The following is an 18,851-nucleotide window of genomic DNA, read 5'->3' on the forward strand; positions in this document are numbered from 1 at the left end:
GGTGAGGCCTCGTCAGCGAGCGGCGACCGGGATGGAGCCGGTGGTGGCCGTCGTCGCGGCGCGCGCCAGGCGCTCGCGCAGCGAGACCAGGGTCGCGTCGGGACGCCACAGCACCACGAGACTCCAGCCGAACATGCCGACCAGCAGCACGTTGCGGGCGAGCAGCACACCGGCCGCGAACGGATGCGCGTCGATGAGTGGGAGGTAGAGCACCGGGAACACGAGCGTCGTCAGGAAGCACGTGACCGCGAGCCAGACGGCGATCGACGTCCAGGCCTTGCGGTCGATCAGCAGACCGGCGGCGACGACGGGCGCGAGCCACAGCATGTACTGGGGCGAGCCGACCTTGTTGAACACGATGAGCGCCGACGTCAGCGCGAACGCGCCGCGAAGGATGAGGTGCTGCTCCCCGATACGGGAGAGGGCACCCTCCTGAAGCGCGCGACGACGCGCACGCCACAGCAGCACGAGGATCACCATGAAGGCGATCGGCATGGCGTAGCCGACCAGCACGCCCGCGGCGGTGGCGCCGGGACCGGCGACCTCACGCGTCGCGAGCACGTAGTTCTGGTGGATCTGAGCACCGGGAAGACCCAGCACCGTCGCCCACACCCACGGCGTCGCGACGGGAGCCTCGAGCTGCAGCGCACGGTCGCCCTGGATGGTCGCGAAGCTGAAGAGGTTCGACGCACCGCCGAAGGCGACCACGACACCGGCGATCGCCGCGCTCAGGGCCAGTCCACCGGCGATGATGCGCATACGCAACGACGAGACCGCAACCGCGGCGGCGGCCAGAGCAGCCGGGGCGACCTTGATCCAGGTCGCGGCGGCGATCAGCACGCCAGCGATGAACGGCCGACGAACGAGCCAGACGAGACCGGCGATGGCCAGCGGCGCGGCGAAGCCCTCGAGACGCAGCATCGACACGGGCGCGAGCAAGACCTGGATGGCCAGCCAGTACCAGGCGGCGACGTAGCCCTTGCGGTTGCGCAGATTGTCGGTGAGCGCGAGGACGGCGAAGAAGTTCGCTCCCACCATCATCAGAAGCCAGACGAGCTGGTAGTTCCAGGGGCCGGCGACGATCGCGGCCATGATCGGCGCCAGAGCGCCGGCCGGGTAGACCCACGGCATGTCGATCACGGGCCAGTGCCCGTGGGCCGCCTGCTCCGCCCACAGACGGTACAGCGGCAGGTCGCCCTCGGTTCCGCCGAAGATCATCACCTTCAGCAGGGCGAGGAAGAACAGGGCGTGCACGACGGCGAAGCCGATGAGCAGGCCTCGACGGGTGAACGCGAAGTGCAGGGCGCGGGGCCACCACTCGCGGGCACGGTCGGATACACGGGCGCCGAGGGCGCGGGTCACCTCAGGAGCGCTCGTCACTCGACAGAGTTTAGGAGAAGCCGCCTGAGCAAATGGTGGACGCCGTGTTACCCGTTCCTGGGAGTTCGCCGAGTGCGCCGCGGTTCTGCGCCGCGATTACTCCGCCCGACCGCTCCCCCGCACGGGGGAGATGGTCATCCGGCGGATGCCGCCGCGCACCGGATCACGCTGCGGATTCCCGCCCCAGGGGGGAGGTCGGCGGCATCCGCCCTTCCTAACGTGGAGTCATCGGCACGCAGAGGAGGAGAACATGCTCGAACTGAACGGCATCACCAAGAGCTACGGCGTAAAGCGAGTGCTCGACGACGTGAGCTTCCGGGTTCCGTCGGGACGTCTGACCGGATTCGTGGGCGGCAACGGCGCGGGCAAGACGACGACCATGCGCATCGTGCTCGGCGTGCTCGGCCGCGACAGCGGCGAGGTCACCCTCGACGGCGCGCCCGTCACCGCGTCCGACCGACGCCTGTTCGGCTACATGCCGGAGGAGCGCGGGCTGTACCCGAAGATGCGGGTTCTGGAGCACATCGTCTACCTCGCCCGCCTGCACGGGTTCGACAAGGCCGAGGCCACCGCGCGCGCCGAGGCGCTGCTCGTGGAGCTCGGTCTCGGCGAGCGCCTCCGCGACAACGTCGAGACCCTCTCGCTCGGCAATCAGCAGCGCGCTCAGATCGCCGCCGCTCTCGTGCACGACCCGCAGGTGCTCATCCTCGACGAGCCCTTCTCGGGTCTGGACCCCCTCGCGGTGGACGTCGTCGCGGGCGTGCTGCAGGCACGTGCGGCTCAGGGCGCGGCCGTCCTGTTCTCGTCGCACCAGCTCGACGTCGTCGAACGGCTCTGCGACGACCTGGTCATCATCGCGGACGGCACGATCCGCGCGGCGGGCACGCGTGACGCCCTCCGCGCCGAGCACGCCCAGCACCGCTACGAACTGATCTCCGGGGGCGATCTCGGCTGGCTCCGTGACGAGCCCGGAGTCGATGTGCTCTCCTTCGACGGCGGCTATGCACTCTTCGACGTCGACGGGGATGCCGCGGCGCAGCGCGTGCTGCAGCGCGCGGTCTCCTCCGGCGATGTCGCGAGCTTCTCCCCCCAGCAGCCCTCTCTCGCCCAGATCTTCAAGGAGGTCATCCAGTGAACGTCAGCGCTCCGTCCTTCGCCCAGAGCACGTGGCTCGTCGCCGAACGCGAGGTGGGATCCAAGCTGCGCAGCAAGGCCTATCTCATCTCCACCGGCATCCTCTTCGTGCTCGCGCTCGTCGGTGTGCTGTGGGGAGGCTTCTCGGCACAGTCCGACAGCCGCACCCCCGTCGCCGTCACCGCCGACACCGCGGCTTCGGTCGCCGAGAACCCGCTCGTGAAGTCGACCGAGGTCGCCGACGCCGATGCGGCGCGCGCTCTGGTGCAGGACGGCACGGTCGACGCCGCACTGATCCCGGGCGGCGCCGCGCCGTTCGAGTACACCGTCGTCGCGAAGGACACAGCTCCCTCGTCCCTCCTGCAGGCGCTGAGCCTCACCCCCCAGGTGGAGCTGCTCGACCCGTCGGGCGTGAACCCGGGACTGCGGTACCTGGTCGCGCTCGGATTCGGGCTCATCTTCTTCATGGCGGCGCTGACCTTCGGCTCGACGATCGCGCAGTCGGTCGTGGAGGAGAAGCAGACCCGCGTCGTCGAACTGCTCATCTCGGCCGTACCCGTGCGGGCGCTGCTCGCCGGCAAGGTCATCGGCAACACGATCCTCGCGATGGGCCAGATCATCGGCCTCGCGGCGATCGCGATCATCGGCTTCACGGTGACCGGCCAAAGCAGTCTGCTCGCCGGGCTCGGCGCCCCCATCGCCTGGTTCGCCGTCTTCTTCCTCTTCGGATTCATCCTGCTCGCCGCGCTGTTCGCCGCGGCTGCGGCGATGGTGTCGCGGATGGAGGACATCGGCTCGACGACGACACCGCTGACCATGCTGGTGATGGCGCCGTACTTCCTCGTCATCTTCTTCAACGACAATCCGCTGGTGATGACGATCATGTCCTACGTGCCGTTCTCGGCCCCCGTCGGCATGCCCGTGCGCATCTTCCTCGGGGACGCGCAGTGGTGGGAGCCGCTGCTGTCGCTCGGGGTCATGCTGGTCACCTGCGCGGCGGCCATCTGGGTGGGCGCGAAGATCTATCAGAACTCGCTGCTGCGCATGGGAGCGCGCGTCAAGCTCTCCGAGGCGCTCGCCGGATGACGAGGACGCGCCCCGAGACGGGTCAGTGATCGGCGGATGCCGGTGCCTTCGCGGGCGGCGCGAGCACCGGCATCCGTCGATTGACGAACTGGGGAACCGCGATGCCGTGCAGCAGGATGCTGCCGACGACAGTGAACACCATGATCGCGAGGACGTCGTAGGCCTCCGCGTCGGGCAGCTTGTTGAAGGCGAGCAGCCCGAACACGATCGTCGCGGTGCCGCGGGGGCCGACGACCCCGATGAGGATGCGCGACCCCCAGGGCACGGGCGATCCCAGCATCGACAGGTACACCGGCACGATGCGGAACAACGTCAACGCCAGGACGACGAGCACGAGCAGGCGCCAGTCCACGCCGTTGATGACGACGACGGTGGTCATCGCTCCCAGGACGAACCACACGATGTTGGCGGCGAGCGTGCCGGCTTCTTCGACGAGAAGGATCTCGGGGTGCGGGATCGTGCGCTCGTCGGTGCGCTTGGTCCGTGCGATGCGGTAGACGATGCCGGCGACGAACGCTGCGACGAAGCCGTTCGCCGCGACGCTGCTGAGTGTCGCGACGCCGAAGGCGATGAGGGGAACGAGAAGCATGACGTAGCGGATGCCGGGGGCGTCGGCCCAGCCGCGGCGCGAGGCCCATCGCACGCATACGCCGAAGACACCGCCGATGACCGCGCCGACGACAATCGCGATCGCGGTGGCGGGAACGGCCCCGAAGAAGGCCTCGAAGAATTCCCCCAGCCGCTCTTCGAGCTGCGATTCGTTCTCGGGTGAAAGGGTGTCGGAGTTGACGGCCGCCAGGATCGTCGGCCAGGCGATCGCCGCGGCCAGCGCCATGGCGAACACCGGCGAGACCAACCCGTCGTTGTAGCCGCTTTCGACATTCAAGATCTGGCGCACCCGGGCGGGGATGCGCGGCGAGCGCAGCAGCGTCGCCGCCGGCGCGAAGTCGGTCGGCATGATGACGCACGCGACGACGATGAGGATGAAGACGCTGAGATGGGGCAGCAGGAACAGTCCGCTCACCACGACCGCCAAGATCGACAGCGGCAGGGCGACGAGCACGAGGCGCGCGATCGTTCGCCCTTCGCCGCCGAAGACGCCCCCGCTCACCTCGCACGCATCGACGAACAGCAGCACGGCGAGGATCAGCTCCACGACGTGCTCGGCGGCGTCACTGCCCACCGCATCGGAGAAGCCGGTGACGTCGATGAGCACGAGCACTGCTCCGGCGAGAGCGAGCACGGCCGGACCGGCCACGCCGGTGCGTTCGAAACGATGAGCGACGACCGACCACAGACCGATCACGACGAAGCCCAGCAGGAAGATCAGCGGCACCGTTCACCTCTCCTCGGCTGTCTCGGGCGCACGGGCCCCGGTTTCCGGGATCAGTCTGCCAGTCGATGCCGCCGCCGCGTGTCAGCGCTCCACGAGCACGCCGTCGGCATCCGCCCAGACATGGGCCCCGGGACGGAACACGACGCCGGCGATCTCCACCGGCACGTCGAGCTCGCCGACGCCCGCCTTGGCGCTCTTGCGGGGGTTCGAGCCGAGGGCCTTGACACCGAGATCGAGCGCGGCGATCGCAACCCGGTCGCGGATCGCGCCGTGCACGATGAGGCCGGCCCAACCGTTCGCGACCGCGGATGCCGCGATCAGGTCGCCCACGAGCGCCGATTCCAGCGAGCCGCCGCCGTCGATCACGAGCACGGCGCCCTCGCCCGGGGTCGCGAGCGTCGCCTTGACGAGCGCGTTGTCACGGTGGCAGCGGATCGTGCGGACCGGGCCGTCGAACGCCGCCCGTCCGCCGAAGTCGTGCAGCTGCAGGGCGAGCGAGTCCAGCGCGTCCCTGCGCTCGTCGTACAGGTCGGCCGTCGCGATGGTGGTCATGACGCCACGCTAACGAGACGCGGGGGCGCGGGGCGCCGTCATGAGCGCGGAAGTTCCGGCATCCTTCCGCCGCCAGCAAACTCATAGGTCCTCATGGGAACAAGACGTCGGTTCCATACGGTTGCATCGACCGGGCCGATGGCGTCCCACCGACAAACCGTCCTTCATCCTTCTTCAGGAGACGACCATGAGCACCATCGCCGCACACCCCGCCGACACCGACGCGCCGATTCTCGACGTCCTCGCCGAGCGCTGGAGCACCCGTATCTTCGACCCCGCGACGCCGATCGACGAGGATGCGCTCGCCAGCGCCCTCGAGGCGGCCCGCTGGGCACCGTCCGCCAACAACACGCAGCCGTGGCGCTTCGTGGTCGCCCGCCGCGGCTCGGCCGCGCACGCGCAGATCGTGGACGCCCTGATGGGCTTCAACCAGTCGTGGGCGGCAGACGCCGCCGCTCTCGTCGTGTTCGCATCGGCCGCCGCGCTCGACGGCAAGCCGCTGCCGTGGGCCGCGTACGACACCGGCCAGGCGGCCGCCCACTTCACGGTTCAGGCGCACGCCTCGGGCCTGCACACCCACCAGATGGGCGGCTTCGACCGTGACGCGATCGCCGCGGCGTTCAGCTTCGGCGACGACCTCGTGGCCGTGACCGTGATGGCCGTCGGCGCCCTCGGCGACATCGACGCCGCTCCCGAGGCGCTGCGCGAGCGCGAGCTGGCCCCGCGCGCGCGTCGCCCCATCGCGGAGTCGCTCATCGTCAACGACTGACGCGCGGCGCCTCCCCCGCCCCGCCCCGCGAGAAACCACTCCCCGCACGAGAAACACGTGCAGGAGTGGTTTTTCGCATGCGGAGTGGTTTTTCGCAGGTCGTCAGTCGTCGAGCAGCTCGGCCTCGATCACGTCGTCGTCGTCGGATGCCGCGGCATCCCCGCTCTCGTCGGGCGCCGCTCCCGCGCTGGTGAGCACGAGGCTCGAGCCGTCGGCGGCGACGTCGACGCGTACGAGGTCGCCGTCGCGCACACCGCCCGAGAGCAGCGCCATCGCGAGCCGGTCCTGGATCTCGGACTGGATGAGGCGACGCAGCGGACGGGCCCCGAAGATCGGGTCGTACCCGCGCTCGGCGAGCCACGCCCGCGCGTCGGGGGTGACCGCCAGAGTAAGCCGACGATCGCGCAGCCGTCGCTGCAGAGCATCGACCGACAGCTCAACGATCTGAGCCAGGTCGTCCTGGCTGAGCGCCTGGAACATCACGATGTCATCGAGCCGGTTGAGGAACTCGGGGCGGAACGCCGTGCGCACGAGCGCCATGACCTGCTCACGCTTCTGCGCGAGCGTGAGCGTCGGGTCGATGAGGATCGGAGATCCGAGGTTCGACGTCAGGATCAGGATCGTGTTGGTGAAATCGACCGTGCGCCCCTGCCCGTCGGTGAGGCGGCCGTCGTCGAGCACCTGCAGCAGGATGTCGAAGACCTCGGGGTGCGCCTTCTCGACCTCGTCGAGGAGCACCACCGAGTACGGCCGGCGCCGCACGGCTTCGGTGAGCTGACCGCCCTGCTCGTAGCCGATGTAGCCGGGAGGGGCGCCGACCAGCCGCGCGACGGAGTGCTTCTCGCCGTACTCGCTCATGTCGATGCGCACCATCGCACGCTCATCGTCGAACAGGAACTCGGCGAGCGCCTTCGCCAGCTCGGTCTTGCCGACACCGGTGGGCCCGAGGAAGAGGAACGAGCCCGTCGGGCGGTTCGGGTCGCTGATGCCGGCGCGCGAGCGGCGCACCGCATCCGAGACGGCCTTCACGGCGTCCTTCTGGCCGATCAGCCGTTTGCCGAGTTCGGCCTCGAGGTGCACGAGCTTCTCGCTCTCGCCCTGCAGCAGGCGTCCGACGGGGATGCCGGTCCACGCCGCGATGACGGCGGCGATGTCGGCATCCGTCACCTGGTCTCCGACCATCCGCTCGCCGCCCTCGGCGGCCTCCGCGTTCTCGGCCTGCGCGACCTGTCGCTCCAGCGCCGGAATCTCGGCGTAGTACAGCCGCGAGGCCTTCTCGAGATTGCCCTCGCGCTGGGCGCGCTCCGCCTCGACGCGCGCCTGGTCGAGGCGCGTCTTGAGGTCGCCGACCGCGTTCAGCGAAGCGCGCTCACGCTCCCATCGCGCCTGCAGCTCGTCGAGGCGCGCCTGCTCGACCTTGAGGGTCTCGCGAAGCGTCGCCAGCCGCTCCTTCGACGCGGCATCCTTCTCGCGCTTGAGGGCCAGCTCTTCGAGCTTGAGGCGGTCGACGTGGCGGCGCAGCTCGTCGATCTCGAGAGGTGCGGAGTCGATCTCCATACGCAGCCGGGAGGCGGCCTCGTCGATCAGGTCGATCGCCTTGTCGGGCAGCTGGCGCGAGGGGATGTAGCGGTTCGAGAGGGATGCCGCGGCCACGAGCGCGCCGTCGGCGATGGCGACCTTGTGGTGCGCCTCGTAGCGCTCCTTGAGGCCGCGCAGGATCGCGACGGTGTCCTCGACGCTGGGCTCACCGACGTACACCTGCTGGAAGCGACGCTCCAGCGCGGCATCCTTCTCGATGAACTCGCGGTACTCGTCGAGCGTCGTGGCGCCGATGAGGCGCAGTTCCCCACGCGCGAGCATCGGCTTGAGCATGTTGGAGGCCGCGACCGATCCTTCGCCGCCGCCGGCGCCCATGAGCACGTGCAGCTCGTCGATGAAGGTGATGATGCGACCTTCGGACTCGGTGATCTCCTTGAGCACGCTCTTGAGGCGCTCCTCGAACTGTCCGCGGTACATGGCCCCGGCCACGAGCGCGGAGATGTCGAGCGAGACGAGCTCCTTGTCCTTGAGCGACTCGGCCACGTCGCCGGCGACGATGCGCTGGGCGAGGCCCTCGACCACGGCCGTCTTGCCGACGCCGGGCTCGCCGATGAGGACGGGGTTGTTCTTCGTGCGACGGGTGAGCACCTGGCTGACGCGCCGGATCTCACTGTCGCGTCCGATCACCGGATCGAGCTTGCCCTGCCGGGCGCGGTCGGTGAGATTGATCCCGAACTGTTCGAGCGCGCTCTGCTGCTCCTCCTGCCCGGGCTGGGGCTGTGCGTTCATCGTTTCTCCCTGACACTCATGAGGAAATCTGCGAGGCTCAAACTTGAGCCATCTGGACTCAACTTTATCAAAACGTGATGCGGGCGGCAAGGGGCCGCGCGATGGGCAGTCCTCCCCATCGCGACGACGCCGGGGCTCACCTAAAGTGACGACGTGGCCGATCTCGTCGTCAATACGGAGAACCTCCGAAATCTCGCGAACCAGCTCGCGACCGTCCACGGCACCCTCACCGCCGCGGACGGCGATGCGCGCGACCTGGCGGGGATGATCCCGCACGCCGGGCTCGCCTCCGCCGTGGACGAGTTCACCTCGGGGTGGGACCGGCGCCGCAAAGATCTCGCAGATCGCGTGGACCAGCTGCAGAAGCGCGCCGACGGCGCCGCCGATGCCTTCGAAGGCGTCGACGGCCAGCTGGCCGACAAGCTCACGGAGGGAAGCAACGGATGACCATGGCACCCATCGGCGGCGACGTCGCCGGCATCCGCGGGCACGCCTCGCGCTACAGCTCCACCGCCCGCGCGGTGTCGGAAGCAGTCGAGATGCTGCAGGCGGTGATCGACGCGTCGCAGCAGGAGACGAGCGACGCGGTCGAAGCGCTGGCCGGGACGATCGGCGACACGAAGACCTACCTCTCCCGCATCCGCGAGCGGTACGAAGTGGCCGGCTCCGCGCTGTCCGACTTCGCGAACGAACTCGAGCAGGCGCAGCAGCAGGCGGCCGGGGCCATCGCCGCGCACGACGACGCCCAGCGTCGGCACATGTACGCGCAGCGCAACCTCTCGGAGGCTCGCGAGGCCACGCAGCAGACCGTCGACCCGAACGAGCTCGCGGAGGCGACGGATGCCGCGCGTCGCTACTCCTCGATGAGCACGACGGCCGCGAGTGATCTGTCGCAGGCACAGGCCGCTTACGATGCCGCGCTCCAGCGCGTGCAGCGGGCCGGCGACGCCGCGGCATCCACCATCTCGCAGACGGTGTCCAGCGATTCGCTCAACGACTCGTGGTGGGACAACGTCCTGGACTGGGTGAACCAGAACGCGGAGTGGCTGAAGGTCGTCAAGGACATTCTGACGGTCGTCACCGCCATCGTCGGCGTGCTGTCGATCTTCTTCCCCGTGCTCGCACCCATCGCCCTGGGGCTCGCCGTCCTGTCGATGGGGCTCAGCTTCCTGCTGGCCTCGTCGGGCGACGGGTCGTGGTTCGATTTCGCACTGGACGCCATCGGCGTGCTGACCTTCGGCGTCGGCAGCGCCGCGCTGGCCGGCATCAAACTCGGCACCGTCGCCCTGCGCGGCGGCCGCGCGGCCACACTCGCGGTGCGCAGCCCCGGGATGGTGTGGGGCAACGGCGCGCGCCAGGTCATCGGCAATCTGCTCGATCGGGGCCTGGTGGGATCGATCCGCCAGCCGCTGCGGATGGTGGCCGACGAGAGCGCGAGCGTCCTGTCGGCACGGCCGAACTTCGCACAGGTCGTCACGCACTGGGGCGACGACGCCATCAAGGGCATCCGCGAGTCGGACAGCATCATCATCTCCGAGTTCGACCAGATCGCGTCGCAGGCGCGGCTCGGCGCCGGCGGCGCCATCGACAACCTCGTGACGAGCGGCGTCGACAGCCTGAAGGGAGTCGTCGGGACGATGGGCAAGATCGGCTCGTCGCTCGACTCCTACAACCTGGTCGGAATCGGGATCAACCGCAGCGACCAGCTGGTCAACTGGGTTCAGGACCAGACCGGGGTCCAGACACCGCTGGGTACCCTCACGACCGGCCTCAACGAGGTGTACGGATTCGTTCCGGGGCTGTTCGAGGCGCCGATGGGAGCGGACTGGCGCTCCGCCTCCACCCCGTGACGCTCGAGCGCCGCGTGGCATGGGAGGCCCGCTTCGGGGACGGCCTCTTCCTCGCCACCATCCTCTGGATTGTCTTCGGTGCACTCCCGACGATCGGCTTGCTGGTGGGACAGCTCGTGACCGGTTCGTTCGTGAGCAAAGGCATCGTGCCCGACAGCTTTCCCGCCTTCATGCCACCGTGGTGGGCGGCCTACCCCATGACCCTGCTGCTCGTGGTGTTGGCCCTGGGGTCGCTGCCACTGCCCCTGCGGGGTCCGCGGGCAACCACGCGGAGCACACTTCTGACGGTGCTCGTGCTGACCTTCAGCACGACGCTCTACATCGCCGCAGCCGCCGGGGCGGCGGAAGCCCACGAGGGTCGCGTCAATTTCTTCGGGGTCGACAACCTCGTGTTCATCCAGTTCTTCCTGATCCTCGTCACCGTCGCACGCATGCTGCTGAGCGGACTGCGCCTGCTGCCGCGAACGTGGCGGGAGTACAGAGACGACGACGGTACCGTGGTGCCGCCGAAAGAGATCGTGCGTCGCGCCCCGCGCCGCCCGTGGGACTGGAATCGCAACCGGATGCAGCGCCGTCCGCCGGGGCAGTGAAGGACACCATGAACGAGATCGCGCCCCCGCGCTACCGGCTCGTGCTGCCGCCGGGCTTCCTGCTCATCCCCGTCGGCCACTCCACGGACGACGAGATCACCGCCCTCGTCCGTCGGCATTATCGCGACCTGCCTCGCGACAGCTACGGCCCGCAGATCGACCGGACCGCCGCTCAGCTGGTCGCCGCTGCGCGCAGCGCCCGCGAGGCCGGCGTACTCGACCTCATCGTGCCGATGGGCGTGCCGTGGCGCGCGCCGGTGTCGCTGGCGATCGCGATCAGCACCGGCACGGCACCCGCCGTCGACGACCCGGAGCCCTCGGCATCCGAGATCAGCGAGACCGTGACGACATCCGCAGGCGAGGCCGTTCGAGCGACCGAGAGGTTCGCCGTGCCCACAAGAGCCGACGAGATGGCACCGTTGATGAGAGTGCGCTTCCGATGGCCGATTCCCGATAGCGACCGGCAGCTGGTCGCGATCTGCACGATCAGCGGCACGGTCGACCCCGAACTCGCGCCGATCGTCGACGCCCTCGCGGAGCTCGGCGATCTGCTGCTGCAGACGCTTCGCTGGGACTGAGAGGAACTTCATGGCCATCGACATGGACTACGACCTGGACCGCTGGGTCTACGTGCCGAACCTCTTCCCCTGGGAGTCGTTCGGCGACGAGGAGCAGTGGGCGGATGCCGTCGCACGCGCCTTCGGCGGCGAAGGCCGCACGGCCGCACCCGCAGAGCTGGTCGACTGGCTGCGGGCCTACCTGGTCGGCGCCGTGCGCAGCAACCGATCGGGAACGATCCGCTTCGTGCATCTACCGAACATCACCGCACCGCACGCCATCGTCGACGTCTACGACATGCCGCATCGCGACGACGTCGCACTGATCGACCTCACGCATGAGAAGCAGGGACCTGCAGTGCGCGAGCCCGAGGTCGTCCCGTTCGACTCCGAGCATCTCGGCGCGGGGATCAAATCCACGCGATGGGTGCGCACCGAGGCCGACGCGATCGCCCGAGCCACCAACTGGGTCTGGCGCACCGGCGAGCGCGACATCGTGGTGATGACCGCCAGCTCCGACCTCCCTCTCGCCGAGGCTCTCGACCCGGTGGTCGACGAACTGGCCCGTACGATCCGCCTGGCCTGAGGCCGCGATCAGGAGGCCATCGCCTCCAGATCTGCAGGCACCGGCGTCGTGCACGTGAAGCGCGCGCGGTAGGCGGTGGGCGTCAGCCCCAGAGTGCGCCCGAAGTTCTGCCGCAGCACGGCCGCCGACCCGAAGCCGCACGCCGACGCGATGGCGTCCAGGCCCAGGTCGGTCTGCTCGAGCAGACGCTGTGCGTGGATGATCCGCTGGCGTCCCAGCCAGGCCGCGGGCGTCGTGCCGTAGTCGGCTTTGAATCGACGCGCGAAGGTGCGCGGTGACATGTGAGCACGGGCGGCGAGCTGATCCACCGACAGATCGAGGGTGAGGTTCTCGAGCATCCACTCGGTGACCGGTGTGAGCGAGAGCGACGTGGATTCGGGCAGCGGCTTCGCGATGAACTGCGCCTGGCCGCCGTCGCGCTGGGGAGGGACGACCATGCGGCGCGCGATCGTGTTGGTCATCTCGGCGCCGAGCTCGAGGCGCAGCAGGTGAAGGCATGCGTCCAGCCCCGCTGCCGTGCCGGCGCTGGTGATGATGCGCCCGTCCTGGACGTACAGAACGTTGGGGTCGACGTCGATGCGCGGATACATCTCGGCCATCGTGTCGGCGTAGCGCCAATGGGTCGTCGCACGCCGGCCATCCAGCACCCCGGCAGCCGCCACCACGAACGAGCCGCTGCAGACCGTGAGCACCCAGGCGCCTCGCTCGACGGCGCGGCGCACCACGGCGGACACGCGTTCGTCCACGTGCGCCCACTGGTCGCGCGGGATCGGGGTGATCACGACGAGATCGGCCTCGTCGGCGAACGACAGATCGTCGTCGACGTTGATCGAGAAGCGCAGGTTGCTCGGCACCGCGCCCGGGTCGGGCGCGACGACGCGGAAGTCGAAGTTCGGGATGCCGTCGTCCGACCGATCGAGCCCGAACGCCTCGCAGGCCAGACCGAACTCGAAGGGAGCGAAACCGGGCTGGACGACGCAGGCGATGGTCTTCATGGCAGGAATCCTACTCCTTTGAGCAGTTCTGCCACTCGTGACTCTCCGGCTACGGGCATAGCTTTTCTGCCATGCTCATCTTCTTCCTTGTTCTCGCACTCGTCATCGTCGTATCGGTCGGCGCGACCGTTCGCGCCCTCATCACCGACGACTACCGGCCGGTGCGGACCGACCGGTCACGCCTGCCGTGAGGACGCCGCCTACCCGGCGGGCGCCGGGCCCGTGGACTCGCGAACCAGCAGCGCCGTGCTCAACCGCCGCTGATGCACATCGATCGTCGTTTCGTCTGACGCGGCGATAGCCTCCACGAGATACTCCGCCGCCAACCGGCCCTTCGAGACGATCGGCTGGCGCACTGTCGTGAGAGTCGGTCGCGTCCATCCCGCTTCGATGAGGTCGTCGAATCCCGAGACGGACAGGTCGCGCGGAACGTCCACCCCCGCCTCTCGCGCACCGTCGAGCACGCCCACGGCCAGGATGTCGCTGAACGCCACGATGGCCGTCGGACGACGAGATGCCTCCCATGCGCGACGGAATGCGGACGCGCCGCCGGCACGCGTGTTGGGCGCTTCGACGATGTCGATCCCGTCGTCCAACAAGTCGATACCGACCTTCGCCAACGCGCGGACCGCCCCGTCCAAACGCTGTCGGACGGCGCCCCGCCACGCCGCGCGGCCCCCATCGGCCTCCGTCTCGAAGGCGACGAAGGTGAATCGGCGATGTCCGAGACCGACGAGGTAGTCGACGACTTCCTCCATCGCCGCACCATCGTCGATGTCGACGCGGGAGACACCATCGTGATCCTCACTGTCGACAAGCACGAAAGGCACTCCCCGCTGTTGCAGCGCCGTCACTTCGCCCCGATCGAACTCCAGACCGCAAACGATGAAGCCATCCACGGCCGCGTAGGGGATGGCTTTGAGCATCGATCCGCGCAGGGGCGGAGCCAGCAGCAGAGTGAAGCCCTCGCGCTGACACACCTGCCCGATCCCCTGCATGAAGAGCGTGTAGTAGGGGTTTTCCAGAACGCGGTCGAGTTGCTGCGGCAGCAGCAGACCGAGGCTGTCGGTACGGCGCCGACGCAGCATCCGGGCGGCCGGGTCCTGGGAGTACCCGAGCTCGGACGCCGCGGCGAGAATGTTCTCGAGCGTCGTCGCAGAGAGCTTCCGCGGGTCGTTGTAGGCCAAAGAGACGGCCGACTTCGAGACCTTTGCGCGGTCCGCGACGTCCTGCATCGTCGGTCGCCGGTTCATGCGCCGGCCCCGCCGAATGGGCGGCGTGCCATCAGCGCGCCGCCGGCGCGAATGCGCCAGTTCCGGGCCGAGGCGTCTCCGTCGACGTCGACGACCGTCCAGTCCTGATCTCCGCGCAGCTCGGCGTGCGCCGCCGGGTCGACGTCGATGCCCTGTCCCCGATGCACGATCGCCACCACCTGCTCATCCTCCCAGAGACGCGACACGAGGACGGTGTCGGCATCCAGCGCCGACACCTGCTGCGTTCCGCGACGCAGCGCCGGCCACTGCGCTCGCCGTCGCGCAAGCGCACGGACACCCTCGTACAAGGCCGTCGACCAGCGCTTGCGATCCCACACCATGCCCGCCCGGCATCCCGGATCGTTCTGCCCGCGCATGCCGACCTCGTCGCCGTAATAGAGCATGGGCGCTCCCTCGGCGGCGAACAACAGCGTGAACGCAGCGAGAGCCGACTGCTCGTCGTCGCCGTGTCGCGTCAGCAGGCGTTCCGTGTCGTGGCTGCCGAGCAGGTTGAGCATTCCGCGATGGAATCCCTCCGGGATGCGAGCACGCAGGCGATTCATCCCCTCCGCGAACGCGAAGCCGTCGATCGTACGATCCGCGGTGAAACCGAGCACCAGGTCGCGCAGGGTGTAGTTCATGGTCCCGTCGGCGAGGTCACCCGTGAGCCACTGCTCGGGCTCGCGCCACTCCTCCGCGACGATGTAGAGCTGATCGTCGCGGTCCTTCACGATCCGGTGGAATTCGCGCCAGAAGCTCTGGTTGATGAAGTACGGGACATCGAGCCTCCACCCGTCGATTCCCTGGTCGATCCAGTAGCGCGCCACATCGCCGTGGTGCGCGCGCACCTCGGGGTTGTAGGCGTTCCACTTGGGGAGGTACCAGCAGCCGGAGCACGTGCGGTAGTTGGGGTTGCCCTCTTCGACGTTCACCGGAAAGCCTTCGACGGAGAACCAGTTCACGTAGGGGGAGGCCGCCTCACGTTCGACGACGTCACGGAATGCCCAGTGTCCATCGCCGCAATGGTTGAGCACGGCATCGAGCACGACGCGAATGCCGCGCGCGTGAGCATCGTCGATGAGCGATCGGAACGCATCGAGGTCGCCGAGACGATGGTCGATACGAAAGTAGTCGATCGCGTCGTAGCGATGGTTGGTACCTGCCTCGAAGATGGGCGTGAGGTAGATCGCGTTCGCTCCCACTGCGGCGATGTGATCCAGGCGTGCGCGGATGCCAGCAAGATCCCCGCCGAAGAAGTTGTCGCGCGTCGGCTCGGCATCCCAGGCCACCACGTCCGGCGGGTTCAGCGACGGATCCCCGTTGGCGAAGCGGTCGGGGAAGATCTGGTAGAAGACGGCATCGGCGAGCCAATCGGGAGCGGGCATGGTCAATCCTTCAATCCGGTGGTGGAGATGCCGCGAACGAGCGCGCGCTGGAAGACGAGGAACACCACGATGGCCGGGATCGTCGCCGTCAACGTGCCGGCCATCAGATAGTTCCAGCTCGTGCCGTAGCGACCGACGAACGACGAGAGTCCGATCTGGATCGTGCGGAAGTCATCGGTGTTGGTGACGAGCAGCGGCCAAAGGAAGTCGTTCCATGCGAAGAGGAAACTGAAGATCGCGAGGGTGGCGAACGCGGGCCTCGACAGTGGCACGATGATGCGGAAGAAGGTGCCGATCCGGCTGCAACCATCGATGCGCGCGGCATCCTCGAGCTCGGTCGGAATCGTCGAGAAGTACTGGCGCAGCAGCACGATGCCGAACACGTCGGCCAGGCGCGGCACGATCAATCCGGCGTACGAGTCGATCCATCCAAGATCGGCCACGATGGCGTACGCGGGGATCACGGTCACGAACGTCGGGATCAGCAGCATCGCGAGCAGGACCACGAAGAGCGTATTGCGAAGAGGGAAACGCAGGCGCGCGAACGCGTAGGCCGCGAGCGCGTCGAGGACGAGGTGTCCGAGCACGATGCCCACGGTCATGATGATGCTGTTGAGGTAGTACTGGGCGAACGGCGCAGCCTGCCAGGCTCTGACGTAGTTCTCCCAGTGCCACGACGTCGGCAGGATCGATGTGTTGGTGTAGGTTTCCGCACGACTGAGGAGCGACGTCGTGAACATCCACAGGAACGGGACGACCACGACCACGGCCCCCAGAATCAGGACGATGTGGCGCGCCGCGCGTGCACCGAGCGATTGCCTCATCGCGCGTCCTTCCCCGAGCCACTGACCCGCCACTGCACGAGGGTCACTCCGAGCACGAGCAGCAGCGTCACGAACGCGATAGCCGTGCCGTAGCCGAAGTCCCCGAGCCGGAACGCCGTGCGGTACATGAACATCCCCAGCACATCCGTGCCGCCGCGCGGGCCACCTTCGGTGAGGACGTAGACCAGGTCGAACGCTTGGAAGCTGGTGATGAGCGCCTGGACCACCACGAAGAACGTCATGGGCGACAGCAGCGGAATCGTCAGGAACCTCAGCCGCTGTCGTGCCGACGCACCGTCCAGCTGTGCGGCCTCGTAGATGCCGTGCGGGAGGGCTTGCATCGCCGTCAGATACAACACCGCGTTGAACCCGATGTTCTTCCAGACCGTCAACAGGGTGAGTGCCCCCAACGCGAGCCAGCGGTCCTGCAACCAGTCCGGCCCGTCAATGCCGATCTGAGCAAGGAGCGCATTGACGAAGCCCGACGGGTCGAGCATGTAGCGCCAGACGATGGCGGCCGCGACCGAAGACGTGACCGCCGGAAGGAAGTAGATCCCCCGGTAGAGACCGCGCCCGCGCAAGGGCGCGTCGAGCAGCAGGGCCACCGCGAGCCCCGTGACGACGCTCAGGACGCAGACACCCGTCGCGTAGAGCACGGTGACGAAGAGGCTGTTCCAGAACTCGGGATCCTGCGACAGCCGGAGGTAGTTGCCGACACCGATGAACTCCTTCGTGGGGTCGAAGCCGTTCCAGGCCGTGAGACTGATGTACCCGGCCGAAACGATCGGGTAGAGGACGAAGATCGCCAACACGACGAGGGCGGGCGCGAGAAACAGCGCCGCCGTGAACACCTGCTCGCGGTCGTAGCGATGTCTGACGCGGGGGTGGGACCCGCCCGACGTCGCAGACGTCGGACGGGTCCCTCGGGTTGTGATCGTCACCGCAGTGCTCAGCCCTTTGCGATGACGGCGTTGACGGCTTTCTCTGCCGCTGCCAACGCGTCAGACACCGTCGCCTCGCCCGCGAGCGCCTTCTCGATCTGCTGCGCGAACGCGAGCGAGATCTGGGGATAGAGGGGCGTGTTGGGCCGGGCGTGAGCGACAGCCATCTGCTCGACGAACGGTCGCAGCAGGGGCTGAGTCTTATCCACCCAGCCGAGGTAATCCGAGCCGGTGGCTACCGAGTTCAGCACGGGGAGCATGCCGGTCTTCTCGCTCCAATCGGTGACCTGCGCGGGCTGGAGGAACCATCCCAGGAAGTCGGCCGCCGCCTTCGTCTTGGCGTCGGAGTTCTGGAAGACCATCGCCTGCTCGCCGCCGAGATTGGTCGCCGGGGCACCATCCTTCGGATACGGCACCTGCGCGGCGCCGAACTCGAACGGTGGGTCGGCGGCCCAGATGCCGACCATCCACGAGCCCTCCTGCGCGGACCCACCCTGCCCCTTCTCGAACTCGCCCCACCGGGCGTAGGGGCTGGCGCCGGAGGAGATCAGATCGACCCAGTACTGCAGGGCCTTCGCACCCTCTGGGGTGTTGAAGGCCGCCGCCGAATTGTCGGCAGTGAGGAACTCGCCGCCCGCCTGCCACAGGTTGACCTGGAAGTTCCAGGTCAGACCCTCGCCGTTGTCGCCGGCCTGCGTATACAGGTCGTACCCGGGCATGCCGGTGGCGTCGAGGATCTTCTTCGCATCAGCCTTGAGCTCATCCCACGTGGTCGGGGGCTTGTCCGGATCGAGGCCCGCCTTCTGGAAGAGGGTCTTGTTGTACATGTAGCCGAGGTTGTTGGCCGAGACAGGAACGGATACCTGCGACCCGTCGATCGTGCCGAATCCGGTGAGCGCCGGATTGATGTCCGAGAGCGTGTCGGCGGGCAGCAGAGGGGACAGATTCGCAAGCGATCCGATCTGCGCGATCTGTGGGACCCAGACGAGATCGCCGATTGCGACATCGGGAAGCGTCTTCGAGGTCGCGGACGCCCGGAGCTTGGTGAGGAAGTCGGCGTTTGGGACGTTCGTGGTGACGATCTTCACACCCGGATGAGAGGCGTTGTAGGAGTCGACCATGGCATCGAAGGTGTCGGCGTTCGTGCCGTCCCAGTAGTGCCAGATCGTCACGGTGGTGGTGTCGGTGGCCGCGCCGGTCGACGGGGAACAGCCGGCGAAGGCGAGGGTGCCGGCCACCCCCACGGCGAGTGCGGCGGTCATTCTGCGGTGCATCATTGCTCCAA

Annotated in this window: 18 protein-coding genes; 8 read left to right on the plus strand and 10 right to left on the minus strand. The window is 68.1% G+C overall.

Translation table 11 applies throughout. From position 1 onward, the window contains the following. Positions 1–12: 12 nt before the first annotated feature. Positions 13–1,380 carry a hypothetical protein gene (locus tag CEP17_RS09005; protein WP_239498485.1) on the minus strand — a complete coding sequence of 456 codons (1,368 nt, stop codon included), beginning with the start codon at positions 1,378–1,380 and terminating at the stop codon, positions 13–15. 250 nt (positions 1,381–1,630) lie between these two features. On the opposite strand from CEP17_RS09005, the gene CEP17_RS09010 reads away from it, so the two are divergent. Further along, entirely contained in the window at positions 1,631–2,515 is an 885-nt protein-coding gene (locus tag CEP17_RS09010; RefSeq protein WP_112932008.1) for an ATP-binding cassette domain-containing protein, read from the plus strand. After that, positions 2,512–3,600 (plus strand): ABC transporter permease, encoded by a 1,089-nt coding sequence (locus tag CEP17_RS09015; protein WP_112932009.1) that lies wholly within the window; start codon positions 2,512–2,514, stop codon positions 3,598–3,600. Before CEP17_RS09010 ends, CEP17_RS09015 begins: the two co-directional genes overlap by 4 nt. 22 nt (positions 3,601–3,622) lie before the next feature. Here the strand turns inward: CEP17_RS09015 and CEP17_RS09020 are convergent, their stop codons facing one another. Both CEP17_RS09020 and rraA read right to left on the minus strand, forming a co-directional pair. Beyond that, positions 3,623–4,936, minus strand: coding sequence for a cation:proton antiporter (locus tag CEP17_RS09020; protein ID WP_112932010.1), 1,314 nt, complete (start codon positions 4,934–4,936; stop codon positions 3,623–3,625). Positions 4,937–5,017: 81 nt separating this feature from the next. Beyond that, entirely contained in the window at positions 5,018–5,488 is a 471-nt protein-coding gene (gene rraA, locus CEP17_RS09025) for a ribonuclease E activity regulator RraA (RefSeq protein WP_112932011.1), read from the minus strand. Positions 5,489–5,675: 187 nt separating this feature from the next. On the opposite strand from rraA, the gene CEP17_RS09030 reads away from it, so the two are divergent. Further along, a complete protein-coding gene (locus tag CEP17_RS09030) occupies positions 5,676–6,257 on the plus strand; it encodes a nitroreductase family protein (RefSeq protein ID WP_112932012.1) in 582 nt (193 codons plus the stop codon). Between the two features lie 102 nt (positions 6,258–6,359). Here the strand turns inward: CEP17_RS09030 and CEP17_RS09035 are convergent, their stop codons facing one another. After that, positions 6,360–8,585: an AAA family ATPase gene (locus CEP17_RS09035; RefSeq protein ID WP_112932013.1), complete on the minus strand. Its 2,226-nt coding sequence runs from the start codon at positions 8,583–8,585 to the stop codon at positions 6,360–6,362. Positions 8,586–8,738: 153 nt separating this feature from the next. On the opposite strand from CEP17_RS09035, the gene CEP17_RS09040 reads away from it, so the two are divergent. From CEP17_RS09040 to CEP17_RS09060, 5 genes are read left to right on the plus strand one after another with little or no spacing between them, the layout of a single operon-like run. After that, on the plus strand, positions 8,739–9,032 hold the full coding sequence (locus CEP17_RS09040) for a type VII secretion target (protein ID WP_112932014.1): 294 nt from the start codon (positions 8,739–8,741) through the stop codon (positions 9,030–9,032). Next, positions 9,029–10,435, plus strand: coding sequence for a hypothetical protein (locus tag CEP17_RS09045; RefSeq protein ID WP_112932015.1), 1,407 nt, complete (start codon positions 9,029–9,031; stop codon positions 10,433–10,435). Before CEP17_RS09040 ends, CEP17_RS09045 begins: the two co-directional genes overlap by 4 nt. Continuing rightward, complete coding sequence (locus CEP17_RS09050; protein WP_112932016.1) at positions 10,432–11,025, plus strand: hypothetical protein; 594 nt, start codon at positions 10,432–10,434, stop codon at positions 11,023–11,025. The genes CEP17_RS09045 and CEP17_RS09050 overlap by 4 nt, the downstream gene beginning before the upstream one ends. 8 nt (positions 11,026–11,033) lie before the next feature. After that, the gene (locus CEP17_RS09055) at positions 11,034–11,603 is read left to right on the plus strand and encodes a hypothetical protein (protein ID WP_112932017.1); all 570 of its coding nucleotides are present in this window, start codon (positions 11,034–11,036) and stop codon (positions 11,601–11,603) included. Between the two features lie 10 nt (positions 11,604–11,613). Continuing rightward, a complete protein-coding gene (locus CEP17_RS09060) occupies positions 11,614–12,168 on the plus strand; it encodes a hypothetical protein (RefSeq protein WP_112932018.1) in 555 nt (184 codons plus the stop codon). Positions 12,169–12,176: 8 nt separating this feature from the next. Here the strand turns inward: CEP17_RS09060 and CEP17_RS09065 are convergent, their stop codons facing one another. From CEP17_RS09065 to CEP17_RS09090, 6 genes are all read right to left on the minus strand, one after another. Continuing rightward, complete coding sequence (locus tag CEP17_RS09065; RefSeq protein WP_036320462.1) at positions 12,177–13,163, minus strand: helix-turn-helix domain-containing protein; 987 nt, start codon at positions 13,161–13,163, stop codon at positions 12,177–12,179. A gap of 200 nt (positions 13,164–13,363) precedes the next feature. Beyond that, a complete protein-coding gene (locus CEP17_RS09070) occupies positions 13,364–14,416 on the minus strand; it encodes a LacI family DNA-binding transcriptional regulator (protein WP_005051831.1) in 1,053 nt (350 codons plus the stop codon). Beyond that, complete coding sequence (locus CEP17_RS09075; protein ID WP_112932019.1) at positions 14,413–15,801, minus strand: glycoside hydrolase family 13 protein; 1,389 nt, start codon at positions 15,799–15,801, stop codon at positions 14,413–14,415. Before CEP17_RS09075 ends, CEP17_RS09070 begins: the two co-directional genes overlap by 4 nt. Before the next feature lie 2 nt (positions 15,802–15,803). Then, positions 15,804–16,625, minus strand: a complete 822-nt coding sequence (locus CEP17_RS09080; protein ID WP_036320471.1) for a carbohydrate ABC transporter permease — start codon at positions 16,623–16,625, stop codon at positions 15,804–15,806. Further along, positions 16,622–17,566, minus strand: coding sequence for a sugar ABC transporter permease (locus CEP17_RS09085; RefSeq protein ID WP_112932020.1), 945 nt, complete (start codon positions 17,564–17,566; stop codon positions 16,622–16,624). The genes CEP17_RS09080 and CEP17_RS09085 overlap by 4 nt, the downstream gene beginning before the upstream one ends. A gap of 8 nt (positions 17,567–17,574) precedes the next feature. Further along, the gene (locus CEP17_RS09090) at positions 17,575–18,828 is read right to left on the minus strand and encodes an ABC transporter substrate-binding protein (protein WP_239498486.1); all 1,254 of its coding nucleotides are present in this window, start codon (positions 18,826–18,828) and stop codon (positions 17,575–17,577) included. Positions 18,829–18,851: the final 23 nt, after the last annotated feature.

The organism is Microbacterium sp. PM5 (assembly GCF_003293595.1).
GTDB lineage: Bacteria > Actinomycetota > Actinomycetes > Actinomycetales > Microbacteriaceae > Microbacterium.